Below are 18,906 nucleotides of genomic sequence, written 5' to 3'. Positions count from 1 at the left end.
GGCAACCTTTTTCAAACATTACGACAAACTTTTTTCATTAGTTTAACATTCTCTTTTTAATTAAAAAAACGTTTAGCGGTAACTTTGCTATTATAATTTTATTTCAAAATGAAAAAGCAAATCCTTACACTTTTACTTTTCACGTTCTTTATTTCATTTCTCCATTCACAAAACAGCAAAGACACTTATGTTGTTTTAGTTTCTATGGATGGATTCCGTTGGGATTATGGCAAGCAATTTAATCTTCCCAATTTAAAGCAGATTTCAAAACAAGGCGTACACGCAAAATCAATGCGTCCGTCCTACCCTAGCAAAACCTTTCCCAATCATTACGCAATTGTAACCGGACTTTATCCGGATCATCACGGTATTATAAACAATGTTTTTTACGACAGCGCCTTAAACGAATCTTTTTCATTATCTACAAAAGCTAAAAATGACTCGAGATTTTATGGTGGAAATCCAATTTGGAATGTTGCTGAGCAACAAGGCGTAAAAGCTGCTTCTTTCTTCTGGCCGGGATCAGATATCGATCAAAAAAATCCAAGTATTTACAAGAATTACGATAACAAAATTCCATACGAAACCAGAATTGACACCGTAATAAAATGGTTAGAACTTCCTGAAAAAGAAAGACCGCATCTTATTACTTTATATTTTGACGAACCAGATCATACAGGTCATAATTTTGGCCCGCTTTCTCCGGAAAACAAAAAAATGGTCATCAAAATGGATTCTATTATGGGAGAATTATCCCGAAAATTAGATCAGTTAGCCATCGGAAAACAAATCAATTTAATCATCGTTTCTGATCACGGAATGGCTGCTATCAGCAATGACAAAAAAGTAGCTGTTTTGGATTACCTAAAACCAGAATGGCTGGGTTACAAAGAAGTTATAAACCCAATTATGAGCCTTCAGGCAAAATCAGGTTATACAGATTCTATTGCGCAAGCATTAAAAAAAGTACCACATATCAAGTTTTGGAAATCAAGCGAAGTTCCAAAAAGACTTCATTACGGAACAAATCCACGCGTACACGATTTTGTAATCGAAGCCGAAAAAGGTTATAGCTTAGTGACTAAAAAAGATCAAAACATAAAAGGCGGCACACACGGTTACGACAATAAAAACAAAGATATGCACGCTATTTTCTACGCAAAAGGCCCAGCTTTTAAAGTCGATAAAGAAGTCGGAACATTTCAGAACGTTTCTGTTTATCCGCTAATTGCACATTTATTAGGATTAAAAATCGAAGAAGTTGATGGTAAATTTAGTGATGTAGAGAATATGTTAATTAGATAATGTTCTTAATTAGAAAATGTGTCAATTTGATAATTAGATAATTTTCTAATAATGAAATTGCCTCCTGCTTTAGCTGGAGGTTAATAATTTCAAAAATACAAAAGGCTTTAGCCAAACTTAAAGTTCGGCTAAAGCCTTTTTAATAATCAATATAATCCTATTCCTCCAGCTAAAGCAGGAAGCAATTCAATCTGTGTGTATCAATTATCTAATTATCAAATTGACACATTATCTAATTCTCTAATTAAAACCCAGTAGAAACAGAAACTGATTTCCATTTTTCTAAATCAGCCTGAACGCTTTCAATTTTTAGATTTGCCATATCATACGCATCTTGTCCTAAAAACAAATGCAATGCAGGATTTTCTTCTTTGCTCATGTTAATCAAAGCATCTGCTAATTTCTCTGGATCACCCGGCTGGTTTCCGTCAATGTTGTTTTTATGTGCATTCTCAGAATCTCTTACTTCTTTATAATCTGCAATGGCATTTGCTGGCAATTGCAATGAAGAATCTGTTAAAAAATCAGTTCTAAAATAACCCGGATAAACCAACGTAACATTAATTCCGAAAGACTTAACCTCTGCAGCCAAAGATTCTGTTAAACCCGCAACCGCAAATTTTGTAGAACAATAAATTCCCCAACCCGGAAAACCTCCGTTGTAACCACCAATAGAAGAAATATTAAAAATATGTCCTGATCTGTTGGCACGCATGAATGGCATTGTATTACGAATTACATTTAATAATCCGAAAACATTTACATCGTAATTTTTTCTAGATTCGGCATCCGTTAGTTCTTCCAATGTTCCCAACAAACCATAACCGGCATTGTTTACCAAAACATCGATAGTTTTAAAATGACTTATAGTTTTATCGATAGCATTTTTAACGCTTTTTTCATCAACCAAATCCATTTCCAGCGGAATAAAGTTTTCTGATGCATTACCAATTGCTTTAATCAATCCTGCTTCACTTCTTGATGTAGCTGCTACTTTTTGGCCTTGAGCCAATAATTTTTTAGCCAATAATAATCCGATTCCTTTTGAGGCTCCTGTAATGAACCACACTTTACTATTTTCCATGATCTTAATTTTTTAAGTATTAATTACAGGACAAAGGTATTAGCAAAGTGCTTCTAAGGAATTAAAGCAATCAAGTAAGAAGTTACGAAAATCAAACAATTTCGGCTACACGATATGTTTTTGGCGAAACACGCGTATTTTTCTTGAAGAAATTAATAAAATGAGACAATTCATCAAAACCAAGACACCATGCAATTTCATTAATATTCCAATTCGTCTGCTTCAATAAAATCATAGCTTCCTGAACAATTCTTTCTGATATAATCTGCGAAGTGGTTTTTCCTGTAGTTTCTTTTAAAGCTTTATTCAAATGATTTACATGCACATTCAACTGTCCTGCAAATTCTGAAGGCGAACGAAAAAAGATTTGCTGCGAAATAGATTCAATCGGAAACTGACGTTCTAATAATTCCAAAAATAAAGAAGAAACTCTTATCGTCGCATTCGATTTACTGTATAATGAAGTAGTTACAGTCTGTGTTTTTAAAGCCAGATGAATAATTTCGAAAACCAGATTCCGAAGTACATCATATTTAAAAGCGTAATCCGAATTAATTTCATCAAACATTCTTAAATAAACCGACTTCAGAGATTCTGCCAGTTCTGGCGTAATAGGCACAATCGGATTTCCGCCCGGCTGAAACAAAGGATACTCTTTTAAATTCCCAAACTGACTAAAAAAAGCTTCGGTAAAAATGCAGAAAAAACCAGTTTGATTTTCATCAACCTGCTCCCAGTTATACGGAATCTGAGGATTTGCAAAGAACAAAGCCTGATCTTCTATAACCGAAATTTTATCCGCATAATGCACTTTGTTTTTTCCGATGATCAAACTTATTTTATAAAAGTCTTTTCTAGTGTAAGGAAATGGTTTGCAGATACTCCCAACAAAATCATCCAATTTGAAAACATTAAAATGTCCGATTTCTTTTTTAAGATTCTCAGGCATTCCATTTACTTTGATCGTGTAAAAATCTTCTAAGGTTTCTGTTAGTTTCATTTTACAAAGTTACGAAAATCAAATTATTAATTAGATAATGTGTCAATTTGATAATTAGATAATTTAACGAATGTCATCCTGAGTGGAGTCGAAGGGCACTCCAATTGGCACGAGGGCTTCGACTACGCTCAGCCTGACAAACTAATCCCAATTTGTAAAATTATCTAATTATCAAATTGACACATTATCTAATTTAACAAATGTCACCCTGAGCGGAGTCGAAGGGCGCTCCAATTGGCAAGCGGGCTTCGACTACGCTCAGCCTGACAAACTAATCCTAATTTGTAAAATTATCTAATTATCAAATTGACACATTATCTAATTTTCTAATTTTAAGAAACCACCTTATAAGTCGGATCTTCAATCACATTAACCTTAATCACAGCTTCTGCATTTTTAAGTAATTCACGGCAGTCTGGACTTAAATGTTTTAGCTCCACAACTTTATTCAGCTGATTGTATTTTGCAGTTAAATTATTAAGCGCTTCAATTGCCGACATATCGGCAACACGGCTTTCTTTAAAATCTATAATAACATGACTTGGATCATTGGCAATATCAAACTTCTCTGTAAAAGCAGTTATAGAACCAAAAAATAACGGTCCGTAAATCTGATATTGTTTCACTCCGTTTTCATCAATAAAATGACGCGCACGAATACGTTTAGCACTTTCCCACGCAAAAACCAAAGCCGAAATAATCACACCAATCAAAACTGCCAAAGCCAGATTATGCAATAGAATAGTAATTACAGCAACCAGAATCCCGACAAAAATGTCATGTCTGGGCATTTTGTTTATAACCCTAAAACTTGCCCATTCAAAAGTAGTAATCGCAACCATCATCATAACACCAACAAGCGCTGCCATTGGCAATTTCCCAATTACAGGCGCGCCAAAAAGTATAATCAATAAAATAGTCAAAGAAGCAATAATCCCCGAAAGTCTGGCTCTTGATCCTGCACCAAGATTCACCAAAGTCTGCGCAATCATTGGGCATCCTCCCATTCCGAAAAAGAAACCATTTAGAATATTAGAACTTCCCTGAGCAATACATTCGCGGTTACTGTTACCACGCGTACCTGTTATTTCGTCAACCAGATTCAGCGTTAGCAGCCCTTCGGTTAAACCAACCGCTGCAACAATTACCGAATACGGAAATATAATTTTTAAAGTATCAAAAGAAATCGGAATATTAGGAATATGAAACGGAGGAAATCCACCTTGTACAGAAGCAATATCCTGCACCGTTTTAGTATCAATATTAAAGATCAAAACCAAAGCAAAAACAACCATAATCGCAACCAAAGAAGCTGGAACTGCTTTTGTAATTTTAGGAAAAAGCAATACAATACCAATAGTAAGTGCAACCAAACCCAGCATAATATAAAGCGGTGTTCCCGAAAGCCAGGCCGTTTGTCCGTTTACAATAGTTTTAAACTGCTCCAGCTGCGACATAAAAATCACGACAGCAAGACCGTTTACAAAACCAAACATCACGGGCTGAGGAACTAATCTAATAAATTTTCCGAGTTTAAAAAGTCCGATACAGATTTGTACCACACCACCAAGCGCCACGGCGGCAAAAACATATTCTATGCCGTGCGATTTCATTAAAGCAATCAAAACAATAACCGTTGCTCCGGCACCGCCAGAAATCATTCCCGGTCTACCGCCAAAAATAGCAGTAACCAAACCGGCAATAAAAGCGGCGTACAAACCAACCAAAGGCGGAAATCCAGCCAAAATAGCAAAAGACAATGATTCTGGTATCATCGTCATAGCCACGGTAAAACCCGCTAAAATTTCATTTTTATAATTTACTTTCTGAGTAAAGTCGAAGAGTTGGAAGGCGTTTTTCATAAGAGCACAAAATTAAAAAATAATGCACACAAACCTAAAACACTTTACAACTGTTCCAACAAAAGTAAAAACAGGGTAACAATAAGATTTATCATATTCTATTATTCTAATTGGACACAAATATACCCCAAACAATTTACATATTCTATAATGTTATTAGATTGTAAATCTACACCTTCTACACGTAATATTTTATCACAGTCTTCCAAATCAAAATTGATTTTATAAGCCGGAAACTGTCTCTGAATAACGGCGACGATATAATTTGTATCGGTTTCTTTTTGAACATTTGTTTTAAAAACTTCAACCATGATTACCTAATTTTAAACACTACTATTTTTAATTAAAAACGATTCTTCTAAAATGGATTGTACGATATTCCGAATCTAAAATAACCTTGAGCATCTTCTTTATGATCATATATATACTTAGACGTTCGTTCACCCCTTTCTGTTACACGTACACTCATAACATTATTTATTCCAGCCTTAAATGTGCCGATTAATTTGGGTGCAAAATGATATTCGTATGTTATGCCAGACTTTAATTCCAGCTGGTTCAGCTCATAAACACCTTTATTTCCCGGCTGGTCAATATTAATATAAAAACTTTCTGTATTTAGTTCCGTTCCCAGACCAAGACGTCCGTTTTCCAGTAATTCTCTTCTAAACAAAATCCGTTGCGGCAGTATAAAATCAAAATCCCATTTAGAATCTTCAAATTTATGATTGTAGGTAAAAAGCGGTGTTACCGGAACAATAGACGAAGGATCCAGTAAAGCCAAAACGCCAATAGTCATTGTGGTATTTGGCGTTCTTTTAAGAACCAAACTCGCGCTCACAAATCCTTTTACACGCTGTACATTCTCTTCGTTTCCGTCTGTCGTAATTGTAGCATTGTAAATAATGGGTTTACGAAAAAGCGTTGACATATAAGTAGCACTCAATGCTGCTGCGAAAAAATGAAATTCTTCTCTTTCCTTTTTATAAGTCAGATCTGAATTGTAATTGTAAACTTCACCAAAATCATACGATTCGTATTTATAACGCAACGAACTCGTAAGGACAAAACGCTTAGACTCTGAAGTAAAAAACGGCATATTAAAAGCGACTTTTACGCGATTATGACTTTCTATTCTACCTCTTTCAAAACGATTTCCATAAAGCTTTGAGCTAAAATCTGTTGGTCCTAATTGCTCGTACTGCACATCAAAAATTCTAGTATTCGGAAATTTCTCTGTTACAAAATTGGCTAGTTTTTTTATTGGCGCGTCCTTGTCCTGCGCCGCCGATTTAAGCGACACAAAAACGAATACCATACAAATGATTTTTGTTTTCATGAATTGAAATAAATACGTTTTTGAAGAATCAATAAATTCCAGACAAATGTAATTGCGAAGCGTCTATTATAATAGTATAATTATACCAACGGCGTATGTTTTATACCAACGCCATTCGAATAATTTCCTGCTACAAAGTATTAAAAACTATAATATTACCTTAATTTTGCCGTTATGACGATTCTTAATATTTACAAGAACTTTTTCCTCCGAAACCTTATTCTGAATACCATTCTGTTTCTGCTTATTTTTGTCTGTGTTTATGACGAAATAAAACTAGATGGACATCCATGGACTTATATGGTTTCTAAAATTGCAATAGGTTTTTTTCCGTGTATTATCTGGATTACTTCTTTTAACCTGTTCGTCATAAAACCCTTTCTATTCAAAAAAAGAGTTAAAACCTTTTTTATACTTTTTGTACTCTATTGGACAACTTTTTATTATTTCATGGGTTGGTATTTTCCATTCTCTGGATTAGGAAAATTTAAAACTTTACCTATTATATCACTCGTTGTCAACGGAATTGCCTTTTATTTTCTTCATTCTATTATTATGAAGAAAGTTTCTCAGACCGATAAAGATATTATGAATTTTAAGTCTGAACTTTCGTTTTTGAAACAACAGCTCAATCCGCATTTTTTGTTGAATGCTATGAATAATCTCTACGGAGAATCTCTATCTGAGCCGGATAAACTACCAGACAGAATCCTAAATCTTTCTGATCTTCTGCGTTATCAAATTGAAGCCACCAAAAAAGATTTTGTCTTTGTTGGCGAGGAAATAGATTTCATAAAAAAATACATGGAATATTATACGTTCCAAAACGAAAGACTTGCGATAACTCAGGATTACGAAGGCTCTTTTGATAATTTTGAGATTCCGCCGTTGTTCTTTCTGCCTTTGGTAGAAAATGCCGTTAAGTTTTCGGCAGAAACTCCGGAACCTTTTATCAACGTAAATCTAAAATTGGCTTGCAGAAACCTTACTTTTACACTAAAGAATAACTTTCTGGAATCGGGATCAAGACTTTCGAGCACCGGAATCGGGATCGAAAACCTAAAAAGACGTCTAGAAGTTTACGGCCTAAGACACGAGTTTACCTGCAAGAAAGAAAAAAATACTTTTACAGTAAAATTAAGCATATGGAATTTACCTACCGCTGTTTGATCATAGACGACGAATCGCCCGCACATAAGGCACTCGCATCGCATATTGCCAAATTTGACGATCTGGAACATTCCGGAAGTGCCTTTAGCGGTATGGAAGCGCTAAAAATGCTCAACGAAAACAAATACGATATTATATTTCTAGATATCAATATGCCCGTAATTTCGGGTGTAGAATTGATGGAATCTCAACCCAACCGTCCGCTTACGATTGTTACAACGGCTTATTCTGACTTTGCGCTTTCGGCGTATCAAAACGATGCTATAGATTATTTGATGAAACCTATTTCGTTCGAAAAATTCTCTAAAGCGATAGAAAAAGCCAGAACTTTTTATTCTGGAAACAACCTCAAAAAAGAAAACACCGCCTGCGGAAAAGTCCTCTCTTACCGCGCCAATGGCCAAATGATTGATATTTTGCTCAGTGATATTGTTTATATCGAAAGTCTGGGCAACTACATGAAACTCTACAGTACCAAACTAAAATCGCCCACGATAATTTACGGCTCTTTAGCCAGTATTTGCGAAGAAATTGACCATTCTGATTTTATACAAGTGCATCGTTCCTACATTGTAAACACCCGCGAAATTACTTCTGTAACTTATAAAAATCTTACGATGTCTAATGCTGAAATTATTCCTGTTGGAAGGAAATATCAGATTTTATTGGATAGTTTTTTTAGGTAATAATTCTCTAACTATAAATTCACAAAAATCTCAACTTTAAATAGTTGAGATCTACTTTACTTGAAAGGTATAGTTGGAAACTTTCAAAAGAAATTAAAGATCAATTAAAAATTATGAGTGGTAAGTAGTCCATTGCTAGCGCGAGCGTCCCGCTCGTGCCCGCAAAGATTGAAAAATTGATTCTGATTGTGGGCACGAGCGGGACGCTCGCGCTAGCGACATACTAAAAGACACAATCTTATTATTTCGAGCAACGAGAAATCACACTCCCCCGCTAGCGCTAGCGTCCCGCTCGTGCCCGCAAAGATTAGAAAATTGATTCTGATTGTGGGCACGAGCGGGACGCTCGCGCTAGCGACATACTAAAAGACCCAATCTTGTCATTTCGAGGAACGAGAAATCGCACTCGTAACCACAATGCTGGAATATCTCGTGTGATTTCTCGTTCACCCGCTAGCGCGAGCGTCTCGCTCGTGCCCGCAAAGATTGGAAATTGATTCTGATTGTGGGCACGAGCGGGATGCTCGCGCTAGCGACATACTAAAAGCCCCTAAACTTTATTTAATCATTTAATCAAAAACAGGTATTTATACTTGCTTACGGATTTTTATTTATTATTATAATTGTAAGAAATAATCCTAGTGGAACAAGCAGTTTAAAAACGAGAAAATCTTCGTAAATAACTCCGCAGTATACTTCCTTTTTTTGGGGAAAATCGAAGAATTATTGTGGAGTTTTTTAGGAGATATTTATAAGATTTCAAATTAGTTAAGACAAAAAAGCTTCGCAAATTGCGAAGCTTTTTTGTTATAAAATAATACAGATCAAACTGCTTTTACTATTGTTGCATTTCGCAAGTTTTTTGAATTTACTTATCTGTAAATGGTGATAAAGTTTCAGCAACATATCTGCTGGTTCTGAGACAGCTTAGCATTTTTCGCCTTAAATCCAGATCGTTGCCGTATTCTGTGTCGAGTAATAACTCGAAGATTTCCTGCAGGTAAATTGGTAGTTCTTTTAAATTTACTTCAAAATTTAGATTTGAAATGAAATTCGCTACTGATGGCATTACATCGTCATTTGATGTTGGTTGATTTTCTCTTGTCATTTCGAAAATATTAGATATACGAAACCCTCGCTTTAGATGTGACAAAATGCTTATAAAAGCAGATTTACTAGCCTTTCGGTTTAAACTACTCATCATGGCGAGGGCTCGCTTATGTTAACTTCTAAAAACTTTAGTATTAACCTTTATAATATTGCATTTTGTCAAAACAAACTTACAAATATAAATTGTATAACAAAATTAAAAATTAGGTTTTTTCTTACTTTAAATTAGTAGAAGATTTAATTATTTAAACATCAAATAATTACAAATTTAATAATTATAACAAGAATCTACAATCATTAATAAAGCTTAATTTGATACAATTATACCTTATCAAGTCTTTTTGTTCTTACGTTGAAATCTAAGTTTACAGACATAAACAAAATAATAAATCGAAACCTATGTCTATTGAAAATTTAAATTTACAGCATTATTCAGAAACCGAAAAAACGACTGTTGCATCATGTTTAGCAAGTATAGAAAGCTCTCTTTCGGAAAAATTTAAAAACCTAAAACCAGAAGAACGCACTAAATACGGAAGTGTAAACGAACAAAACAAATTGGTCATTAATAAGGTAAAAGATTTTAGAGCAAGTCAGCCCGTATTGAGCAGTCCCGATATAGATTGGATAGAATTTCAAAATGATGTTGACTCCAGAGAGTTTCTTCAAAATACCATAATGCGATTAGAAAGTCTTGCAGACAGTCTTAAAAACAATAAAATCCTGCACGATTACGAATGTTATCAAGCAGCACTTACCGATTACGATTACAGCAAATATAAACTCGGAACAAAAGCTACGGGTTATCAGGTAAAAGTAAACGAACTGGCACAATTCTTTAAACGATCAAATACAAAGAAAATAGAAGAACCCACAATAAAAGAAATCGAATAATAAAACAAAACCTCTCTGAAGTTAAATTTTGAGAGGTTTTTTTATGCGCGTTACCTACGTTAAATCATCAATCAGATACGTCAAATCATACACAATTAACGTAAGGCTACGTATAATTATACCTCGGTAATATAAACCGTCACGCTGTAAAACCAAAGCGAGAATGAACGCATTCCAATTTAGACGTTACAAACGTTAAATTTCACGTCTGAAACCCAAAACACCGCTGTTTGTACGACAACAACGAATGACGCAACGTAATTTTTTACGTCTAAGACGCCAACTCTTCTTATTATTCATAGATCAATCCCTGATCATGAAGTAAAGTTTTCTCTTTTAGTATCTAATTTTACGTCTTTAGAATGCTATTTTATTCTTTACCCTTAATGTGTATATCGTTTTATTTCTTTTTAAGTAAAACAGCAAGCGCGCCCGTTGACCACAATGCCCAAAAAATTAAAACAGGCTGAAAAAACAATCGAATTAAACGCGATTCGTCTGTGTCAAGTCCCAAAGCAGAAGTTCCGTTTACGTATTGTGCAATATTACCCGGAAAAACCAAAACGTAAAATATAGCAAGTCCAATTCCGATTTTTACTTTGTATTGGGTTAAGAATATAAGCACTAAGCCTAAAATAATTTCTACAATTCCAGAAAGTATTACAACCAAATCTTTGTCTAAAGGAACCCAATTAGGAACCTGCGCCTGAAAATCTTGTCTCTGAAAAGTAAAATGTCCCAGAGCGGCGGTTATCATAAATAATCCCAATAGTATTCTAAAGAAATTTTGAAGTGTTGAGGTGTTTGTATTTTCCATAGCTTAAAATGAAATTTTGTTTTTCAGTTTTAAATGAAGTTCTTTTTGAAGTTCTACTCAAATTTACGAATATAAGTTGTAAGATATTTTGTAAATTTTATGTTTGGAGTTTGTTTAATCTCCATGTTTATAAGCTCAATATTTTTACAACATCTTGTCATTTAGAGCGGAGACGAAAAACTGAGCGGAGTCGATAAATAGTATTTTTATTCTGCAAGCTTTGTGTGAGCTTCTGGCGCGGTTTCTCGACTTCGCTCGAAATGACAAATTAGATGTAATATTTAATTGTAACTATTTCTAAAAAGAATTACATTTTAATTGAAGTTTTTCTTAAAACTTAAGAAGTAAAAACGCCAACTATTCGTTGATTTTTTTAGCTTTGTAAAATTCCCAAAATCAATCGGGAAAGAATAATAAAATTTAAAAACAATGAGATCTTTTACTTCAACATTTTTATTTTTAATGTTTGTTGGTTCAACTTCGTATGCACAATTGAGTTCTGATAAAATATTTGAAAGTTTTAAACAAGGAGAGCGTACCAATTGTTCGTCGATTGCATTTATTAAGGCTTCGCTGAACATTTTTGGATTGGATAATCTTTTTATTACCGAAAAAATAAACGATAGTTTATATAAAATAACATTAAAAAATAATGCTTCTTTTAATCTTAAAAATGAGGAATTAAATAAAGCCAGATTTTCGGCTGGTTTTGTATTTATTAAAGATAATGAAGACAGCAAACAAATTACAGATTATGCGGTACTGACGTATGCTGTGATGGCAAAATACAAGCAAATTATCGACAGAGAGTCTACTTTCGACAGAGCTTTGGAAGATTTAGAAGACGGCGAAGTATATACACCTACAATTTATAAATATTTAGGTTTCGAAAAAGACAAACAAATTCAAACTCTAAAGCGATTGTCTGGAAGTGAATTTTGCGGGGTTGTAGCGTGGTCTACTGCACATGCGGTTTTTGTTTGCGAAGAATACATGGATTATTACGGTAATAAAAAGAACATTTGGGGTAAATACCCAGGACGTTTTAGAATTATTAATAACGAACCGATTACGAAGAGCTTATAAGGTTTACTGCTAAAAACTATAACCAAACTTTAATATAAATACCACTCAAAAATCAAATTTGGAGTGGTATTTTTGCGTTTAAGAATTACAAGAAACACTTTGTACCTTTGAGCCTTAGCACTTATGTGCCTAAAAAAAATAAATGCCACAAAAATGAATACAAAACGAGAACATTATATTCCTTTTAATAAGGAATTCTTACTCGAACAGCAGATCGCTACTTTTGCTCCTACCGAAAAAAAGGTGAATGATTTTAAAAAACTGTTTGATATTGTTGAACATTATTATCATTATGAGGCTTTTAATCTCAACCGAAACCTAAAACAAAACTACGCTTTATTCGATCCTGATTTAAGTCTGAAAGAACGACAAAGTTTTGTTGGTAAAAGTGATTTTTCGATTTTTAAGGAAACGCTTCTTACTGTTTTGGCGCATGGCAATTATACGCGTATCGAAAAGGAAACTTTGGACAAAGCTTTTAAAGAATCGGATTTAATTGGCTTAAATCTTTCTATTGATTTTAATGCTTTTAAGGATTACGAATTGTATGTTCGCGGACAGCATAAGGCAAAAGAAAAGGTTAAAAAAAATATTTTCTGGACGAAAGAAATTGAGGTAGAATATTACGAACGCGTGATGATTTACCTAAATTATAATGAGGCGGATTATCTAAAGGAAAATAAAGTCAAATTGGGTAAAATGCCAATTGATCCGGGTTCTATTGGTTTAAAAATCTTTAAACGTGTTCCTAAAAACGATCTCGAAACAATATTTCCAAACGCGATTCCGAGAATGTCAACCCGAGATAAACTATTCTTTTGGGTTCCGGGAATCGGCGGTGGAATTTCGTTGTTGAGTACTACAGTAATTCCGGCTTTAATTGGTATGTATGCCGCCTATCAATCGGGCGAAGCTATAGATTTATTAAACAGTAAAGCTTCGCTAAATCAGGGTTTAATTGCTTTGGGAATTTTGTGTTTGTACTTGTTTCGTCAGTACAACAACTTTGTAAATAAGAAAATAAAATACGGCAAAATGCTTTCTGACAGTCTTTATTTTAAGAATCTCGGAAACAATAGTGGTGCGTTTTATTCGCTTTTAAATTCTTCAGAAGAAGAAGTACTTAAGGAAACCATTCTGGCGTATGCTTTTTTAGAAAGAAGTCCAAATCCTTTAACTGCCGAAGAACTTGACACACAAATTGAATCCTGGTTTTCTACTAAACTAAATACAGATTTAGATTTTGATGTAAAAGATGCTTTATCAAAACTGGAAAAGATTGGTTTAGGAATAGAAACAAACGGAAAATGGGAAGTGATAGGCTTAGAAAAAGCGCTTGTTACTATTGACGAATTATGGGATAATGTTTTTGATTATAATAAAAAAACTGTAGAAGGGTTTTAATATTAAACTTCTAAACCGATTATATTATTCGAATTGCAATTGACTTTTATATAAAAATTCAACAAAAAACACTCATATTAATTACGGTATTAACAAACCAAAAGGAAATTTTATTAGATTTACATACCTAAATTTAATAAAATGAGAACACTAGAACAATGGTTTGAAGAATATGCTGTAAGTCATCAGAACCCAAAAAACAAGGCCATACATTATGTTTGTGTGCCGGCTATTTACTTTTCTATAGTGGGTTTATTAATGAGTATTCCGAGTGGTTTAATCGCCAGTACGCTGCAACTAAATGCGCCGATTATAGAAAACTGGGCGGTTGTTGTTTTACTTTTTGTGCTCATTTTCTACATTAGATTATCAATTGCAATGGCGATTAAAATTGCTATTTTTTCTGCGCTTTGCTTGATTGTTAATTATTATATCGGTCAATTTGTACCTTTGTGGATGTTTTCTATTGGTGTTTTTGTTGTCGCCTGGATCGGGCAATTTTACGGACATAATATTGAAGGTAAAAAACCTTCTTTCTTAAAAGATCTTCAGTTTTTAATGATTGGCCCTGCTTGGGTTGTAGAAAATTTGTTTTCCAGAAAGTAAGTTTTTTGGATTGCAACATAACCACTTATACCTCAAATGAGATTCTATTTTGAAGAATAAAAAACAAGCCCAATTTCTGCAATAGAGATTGGGCTTGTTTTTTATATTTAAAAGTTTTTAAATCTAGTGTATGTGTTTTACAAAACTAATAATAGATTTTGCTGTTAATTCTGGATATTGATGTTGTGGTCCGTGTCCTGTACCGCTGTATACAATTATTTGTGCGTTTGTCATTTGATTGAAAATGGCATACCAATTTTCTACTGCAAAACTAACGTCATGATCTCCACAGATAATTAAGATTGGTGTTTTTGTTTTTTTGAGCTGTTCCCTAAAATTTAATATGTCTTCTCTAAAGCCTGCTCCTCCATCAAAATAAATTTGAAAAGCTTCCATTGTTGATGGTATTTTAGAAACATCAATTTGTTTATGAATTCTATCGTGTGAAGCTTTTGCAGCTGCACGGCTAAAAGCTGATTTTGGTTCGAAGAATAGGATAATTTCATCATCAAAATCATTTATCGGTTTTAATGCCGAATCTAGGAAAACCTGCTCTAATGGAATTTCGTTTTGACCGGGAGGATTTGTTCCTACTAGTATAGAATGTGTTATTAAATTTGGATACAATAAGGTTGCTGCTTCTGCAACTAATCCGCCATACGACCAGCCCAAAACTATAATGGTATCTAATTTTAAAGCATCTGCAAGGTCTTTTATATCTTGGGCAACAAGTACGATTTCGGGCAGCATTTTTCCTGTAGAATAGCCAACTCCGGTGTAATCAAAGGTGATGACATTAAATCTTTTGCTCATGTGTTTTATAAATAAGGGATCCCAGGTATCGAGAGTTCCTCTAAAACGATTTACAAAAATTATGGGGGTGCCTTTGCCGTAAGAGCGATATGCGATTTTTCTATCTCCTAAATCGGCGAAACTCGTTTTGGTTTCATAGATTTTTTTCATACAATATAATTTAAAGATTAGGCTTTTTAAGATTGCAAAACAGTTTTAAATTATGGGGAAATTTGCAGAATATTGAAAAACTCAACATTCAACTTGTTAAATATACTAAATTTATTTTTGTTTTAATATTAAGTAATTGTAATACAATGTATTGTTATTTATTTTTGAGTGTTTTTTTTATCTTGGATTTTACGAATTAACACTAATAATTCGTTTATATAATCGGCACAGATTTTATCAGACAAAATATTAATTAGACACCTGCAATAGATTTGCAGGTGTTTTTTCTTTATAGGTCATCCTTTCTTTCTCTTTAGAGGTACATTTCATTATGAGTCAGGAAGTATTTAGAATAATGAAATCCTAGAAGAAGTATTTTTAATTTTTGAAGAAAAACAGATTTACTCAAATAATATTTATTAAAATAATCACTTAAAAGCTTTATAATTATCCCAAAATATTTTGTTGTATTCTACTTTTTCTAAAAGAGTTTTCTCCTGCTTATAGGTAAACACCTCAGGCTGAGTGATAATAAAATTATTCCAGAATGAATTCACAATAATCTGAAAAGGATGATTACGATTGTTCTTATCTACAATGTTTCCGTGATTCTCATTTTTAACTTGACTTATATAATAAAAATCATCTATTTTTTTAAAATCGGTCTCTTTGATTTCAATTTTAGATTCTTTTAAAATGTATTTTTCTGGCCAGCCTAAAAGCTCCATTCTTTTATCTTCACTATCGTTATACTGTTTAATGTCCCACTTTTCAATTACTTTCACAATAGCATAATCATCTTTATTTATATACAAAGTTCCCGAAAAATCACACAAAAAACTTCTATGTGTATAGCTGTATTGGTCACGAAGTGTAGAAAAATTAATTACATAGACTTCTTTGTTATTATACATTATTTCGTCATCTTCCTTAAAAACAAATTTTTTAAACTTTTTTCCATCTAAATACCTGCCATAAGATATTGGATTACCACCATAAATGTAAAAAAAATCGGTACGTAAACTTTTTGGTGCGTAACCGTTTTTTACATTCCATCTAATTTCTTCAATTTGCGTGTAACTTCTATTTTCTTTATGGTAACCATACTGGTATTGTTTTGCTACAAAATCAAAATTTAGCATCGTTGTATCCTCAACCTTGACATCAATATTTGAAGTTAATTGTGAATTAAAATCTTTAGACGGATAATTTTTTGTTATTTGTTCAATTGCCTTTTTTACAATCGTATATGGATATTTTTTATTATGCACTATAATCTGATCAAGGACAATAGCCTTATTACTGATTTTATTTTGATTATCTACAATGGCTATATTATTGTTGCTTAAGAAACTGTCGTTTCTGGTTTTCAATTCATTTTCATCAGTTGGAATTATGGTAGATGGAGTAACTTTGTTAAAATAAAAATAACCATCATGAATTGAATTTAATTTTGCTTCAACAAAAACCTCAGGACTAAAGAGCCTATTCAATTGTGATTTTTGCATTTCTTCCTGTTTTGAAGAAATGAACATATAAGGCTTACCTTTACTTTTCAGATAAAACTCAAAAGATTTTGGGTCAATTACTGTTTTATTCCATTCTCCTCCCAAGAAAATCGAATCTGCTGCAGTTACCGCCGCTAAACTATAAACCTTTTCTTTTAGCGCTTTTTTAATATACGATCCCATAGGAACAAAATCTTTAAGAACTGGAGTCGTAATAGAAGACATATCATTCGCAAAATGCTGATTTGCTCCCCAACATATTATTTTTTCATTTGGATGCTTTTTAATATACTCCAAAAGGTTATCTGCCATTTGTTTGTCTCTACTATTGTCACTTGAAGTTGTATTAAATGGACTTTCAATACGAGCCTTTTTATCATGATATTTTTCGCCCAATGACAGCAAACTTTTTAAAATTTGAGCCCAGTAAAAACTTTCTTCTGTATTTGGCTTTTTTTGAATATCCTTTAGTAATTTTTCAAACGAAATTTTGTATTGACTATAACTTATGTCATTTTCATCAAAAACATTAGAATAATTGATCGATTCAATTAACAATTCTAAATCTCCTCGGTCGAGTTTTAATTCTAATTGATTCTTATTACAATATTCAAACAGGTCAATAAACAGGTTTTCGTCTCCGTATTTTCCTGTAATTTGATTGTCAAACCCAAAGAGTTTTAGATTTGATTTATTTGTATTATATAATTGAACAAAACTCTGAAACTCATTCGTTTTTATCCAAATAGGAAATAAGGAATTTTTTAAAGCCAATTGAACATCGACTCCTTTGTTTATTTCATTTTGAGCTTTCCAAACATCATAAACTCCCGATTCAAATGCAATCGTATTATATCCAAGTTCTTTGTGTAGATACTCAATAATCTTGGTTTTCATCTCGAAAACATTTCCATCAAAATGTGTTTTTTCGCCAAGCATCACTACTTGTACTCCATTTAATTCTTCTTTTAAAAAAGAAAAATCTTTATCTGCAGGAATTTCAGTTAGATTTAAAATTTTTGGATTAAAATTTTGTGCATTGCTAATAGTACAAAAAAGACTAAAAATTAATAGTGGTATTTTCATTTTTCAGGGTGTGGCAGATTTGTTTTGAATGTTAAAAAGTATTCTTTTTCCGAAACTAGTTTGGCTATTTATACCAAAAATAACATAAAAAATTAACAATCAAAATCTTCTAAAATAAATATTCAGAATTAATTTAATAACCAAAAAAGTTTTAGATTTTCTTTGAAATCATTATTCTAAAATGATACTTTCTCACTGATTTCTAACCTTAATCTCACACAAATATTGATTTTTGCTGAAATTAAAAATGTAAAAAGATTTTTACATGCCATAAAAAAGCCTGAGAATATAAATTCTCAGGCTTTTTAAATTTTATAGTGACCCCGGAGGGGTTCGAACCCCCAACCCTCAGAGCCGAAATCTGATATTCTATCCAGTTGAACTACGAGGTCAAAAATATTAATATTCAATTTTTAAAATCCAAATTCCAATTTAAAGCTTGGAATTTGGAATTTTTTATTGGAATTTCTTAAGACAATAATTTTTTTACAATTGTAGAAATCGTTTTTCCTTCAGCAGTTCCGCCTAATTGTGCAGAAGCTAATCCCATAACTTTTCCCATAGATGCAATTCCAGAAGCTCCTGTATCTGCAATAATTTTTGCAATTACAGCTTCTACTTCTTCTTCGCTTAATTGTGCCGGTAAAAACTTCTCGATTACAGCTACTTGCGCCAATTCTGGTTCTGCAAGGTCTGGACGATTTTGTTCTGTAAAGATTCTTGCGCTTTCTTTACGTGTTTTTACTAATTTCTGAAGTAATTTAACTTCATCGTCTTCTGTTAATTCTTCTTTAGATCCTGATGCAGTTGCTGCTAATAACATTTCAGATTTAATGGCTCTTAATGCTTCTAATGCTACTGTATCTTTGGCTCTCATGGCTGTTTTAATTTCATCCATGATTAATGTTGATAAACTCATTTTAGCTTTTTATTTGAATAAGCAGGTGCTTATATATTGATATTATTATTTGAATTGTTCTCGACTT

Annotated in this window: 17 protein-coding genes and 1 tRNA gene; 7 read left to right on the top strand and 11 right to left on the bottom strand. The window is 33.0% G+C overall.

The window, feature by feature from the left end:
* Positions 1 to 108: 108 nt before the first annotated feature.
* Positions 109 to 1,305, top strand: coding sequence for an ectonucleotide pyrophosphatase/phosphodiesterase (locus EV144_RS20330; RefSeq protein ID WP_134150987.1), 1,197 nt, complete (start codon positions 109 to 111; stop codon positions 1,303 to 1,305).
* Between the two features lie 244 nt (positions 1,306 to 1,549).
* Here the strand turns inward: EV144_RS20330 and EV144_RS20325 are convergent, their stop codons facing one another.
* From EV144_RS20325 to EV144_RS20305, 5 genes are all read right to left on the bottom strand, one after another.
* Positions 1,550 to 2,389 (bottom strand): oxidoreductase, encoded by an 840-nt coding sequence (locus EV144_RS20325; RefSeq protein WP_134150986.1) that lies wholly within the window; start codon positions 2,387 to 2,389, stop codon positions 1,550 to 1,552.
* Positions 2,390 to 2,480: 91 nt separating this feature from the next.
* Positions 2,481 to 3,389, bottom strand: a complete 909-nt coding sequence (locus EV144_RS20320; RefSeq protein WP_134150985.1) for a helix-turn-helix domain-containing protein — start codon at positions 3,387 to 3,389, stop codon at positions 2,481 to 2,483.
* Positions 3,390 to 3,721: 332 nt separating this feature from the next.
* Positions 3,722 to 5,251: a SulP family inorganic anion transporter gene (locus tag EV144_RS20315; RefSeq protein WP_134150984.1), complete on the bottom strand. Its 1,530-nt coding sequence runs from the start codon at positions 5,249 to 5,251 to the stop codon at positions 3,722 to 3,724.
* A gap of 101 nt (positions 5,252 to 5,352) precedes the next feature.
* Positions 5,353 to 5,562, bottom strand: coding sequence for a hypothetical protein (locus tag EV144_RS20310; RefSeq protein WP_317129088.1), 210 nt, complete (start codon positions 5,560 to 5,562; stop codon positions 5,353 to 5,355).
* Positions 5,563 to 5,609: 47 nt separating this feature from the next.
* Positions 5,610 to 6,569 (bottom strand): DUF6268 family outer membrane beta-barrel protein, encoded by a 960-nt coding sequence (locus EV144_RS20305; RefSeq protein WP_243854719.1) that lies wholly within the window; start codon positions 6,567 to 6,569, stop codon positions 5,610 to 5,612.
* Positions 6,570 to 6,764: 195 nt separating this feature from the next.
* On the opposite strand from EV144_RS20305, the gene EV144_RS20300 reads away from it, so the two are divergent.
* Positions 6,765 to 7,760, top strand: coding sequence for a sensor histidine kinase (locus EV144_RS20300; protein ID WP_134150981.1), 996 nt, complete (start codon positions 6,765 to 6,767; stop codon positions 7,758 to 7,760).
* Complete coding sequence (locus EV144_RS20295; protein WP_134150980.1) at positions 7,736 to 8,446, top strand: LytR/AlgR family response regulator transcription factor; 711 nt, start codon at positions 7,736 to 7,738, stop codon at positions 8,444 to 8,446. Before EV144_RS20300 ends, EV144_RS20295 begins: the two co-directional genes overlap by 25 nt.
* 868 nt (positions 8,447 to 9,314) lie before the next feature.
* On the opposite strand, the gene EV144_RS20290 is transcribed toward EV144_RS20295, so the two are convergent.
* Positions 9,315 to 9,554: a hypothetical protein gene (locus tag EV144_RS20290; RefSeq protein ID WP_134150979.1), complete on the bottom strand. Its 240-nt coding sequence runs from the start codon at positions 9,552 to 9,554 to the stop codon at positions 9,315 to 9,317.
* 401 nt (positions 9,555 to 9,955) lie between these two features.
* On the opposite strand from EV144_RS20290, the gene EV144_RS20285 reads away from it, so the two are divergent.
* Complete coding sequence (locus EV144_RS20285) at positions 9,956 to 10,450, top strand: hypothetical protein (RefSeq protein ID WP_134150978.1); 495 nt, start codon at positions 9,956 to 9,958, stop codon at positions 10,448 to 10,450.
* 400 nt (positions 10,451 to 10,850) lie between these two features.
* Here the strand turns inward: EV144_RS20285 and EV144_RS20280 are convergent, their stop codons facing one another.
* Positions 10,851 to 11,267: a DoxX family membrane protein gene (locus tag EV144_RS20280; RefSeq protein ID WP_134150977.1), complete on the bottom strand. Its 417-nt coding sequence runs from the start codon at positions 11,265 to 11,267 to the stop codon at positions 10,851 to 10,853.
* 429 nt (positions 11,268 to 11,696) lie between these two features.
* Here EV144_RS20280 and EV144_RS20275 point away from each other — a divergent pair, with 429 nt between their 5' ends.
* From EV144_RS20275 to EV144_RS20265, 3 genes are all read left to right on the top strand, one after another.
* On the top strand, positions 11,697 to 12,353 hold the full coding sequence (locus EV144_RS20275) for a hypothetical protein (RefSeq protein WP_134150976.1): 657 nt from the start codon (positions 11,697 to 11,699) through the stop codon (positions 12,351 to 12,353).
* Between the two features lie 153 nt (positions 12,354 to 12,506).
* Complete coding sequence (locus tag EV144_RS20270) at positions 12,507 to 13,757, top strand: TMEM143 family protein (RefSeq protein ID WP_134150975.1); 1,251 nt, start codon at positions 12,507 to 12,509, stop codon at positions 13,755 to 13,757.
* Between the two features lie 141 nt (positions 13,758 to 13,898).
* Positions 13,899 to 14,363 carry a DUF962 domain-containing protein gene (locus EV144_RS20265; protein ID WP_134150974.1) on the top strand — a complete coding sequence of 155 codons (465 nt, stop codon included), beginning with the start codon at positions 13,899 to 13,901 and terminating at the stop codon, positions 14,361 to 14,363.
* Between the two features lie 123 nt (positions 14,364 to 14,486).
* Here the strand turns inward: EV144_RS20265 and EV144_RS20260 are convergent, their stop codons facing one another.
* From EV144_RS20260 to EV144_RS20245, 4 genes are all read right to left on the bottom strand, one after another.
* Positions 14,487 to 15,326 (bottom strand): alpha/beta fold hydrolase, encoded by an 840-nt coding sequence (locus EV144_RS20260; RefSeq protein ID WP_134150973.1) that lies wholly within the window; start codon positions 15,324 to 15,326, stop codon positions 14,487 to 14,489.
* 428 nt (positions 15,327 to 15,754) lie between these two features.
* Positions 15,755 to 17,920 carry an erythromycin esterase family protein gene (locus tag EV144_RS20255; RefSeq protein WP_134150972.1) on the bottom strand — a complete coding sequence of 722 codons (2,166 nt, stop codon included), beginning with the start codon at positions 17,918 to 17,920 and terminating at the stop codon, positions 15,755 to 15,757.
* A gap of 318 nt (positions 17,921 to 18,238) precedes the next feature.
* Positions 18,239 to 18,312: transfer RNA gene (locus tag EV144_RS20250), tRNA-Arg, on the bottom strand.
* Between the two features lie 77 nt (positions 18,313 to 18,389).
* Entirely contained in the window at positions 18,390 to 18,839 is a 450-nt protein-coding gene (locus EV144_RS20245; RefSeq protein ID WP_134150971.1) for a GatB/YqeY domain-containing protein, read from the bottom strand.
* Positions 18,840 to 18,906: the final 67 nt, after the last annotated feature.

The organism is Flavobacterium sp. 270, from assembly GCF_004368785.1.
In the GTDB taxonomy this organism is placed as follows: Bacteria; Bacteroidota; Bacteroidia; order Flavobacteriales; family Flavobacteriaceae; genus Flavobacterium.
Note: the sequence above shows the minus strand (reverse complement) of the source record. Positions and strands in the feature narration are given on the sequence as shown.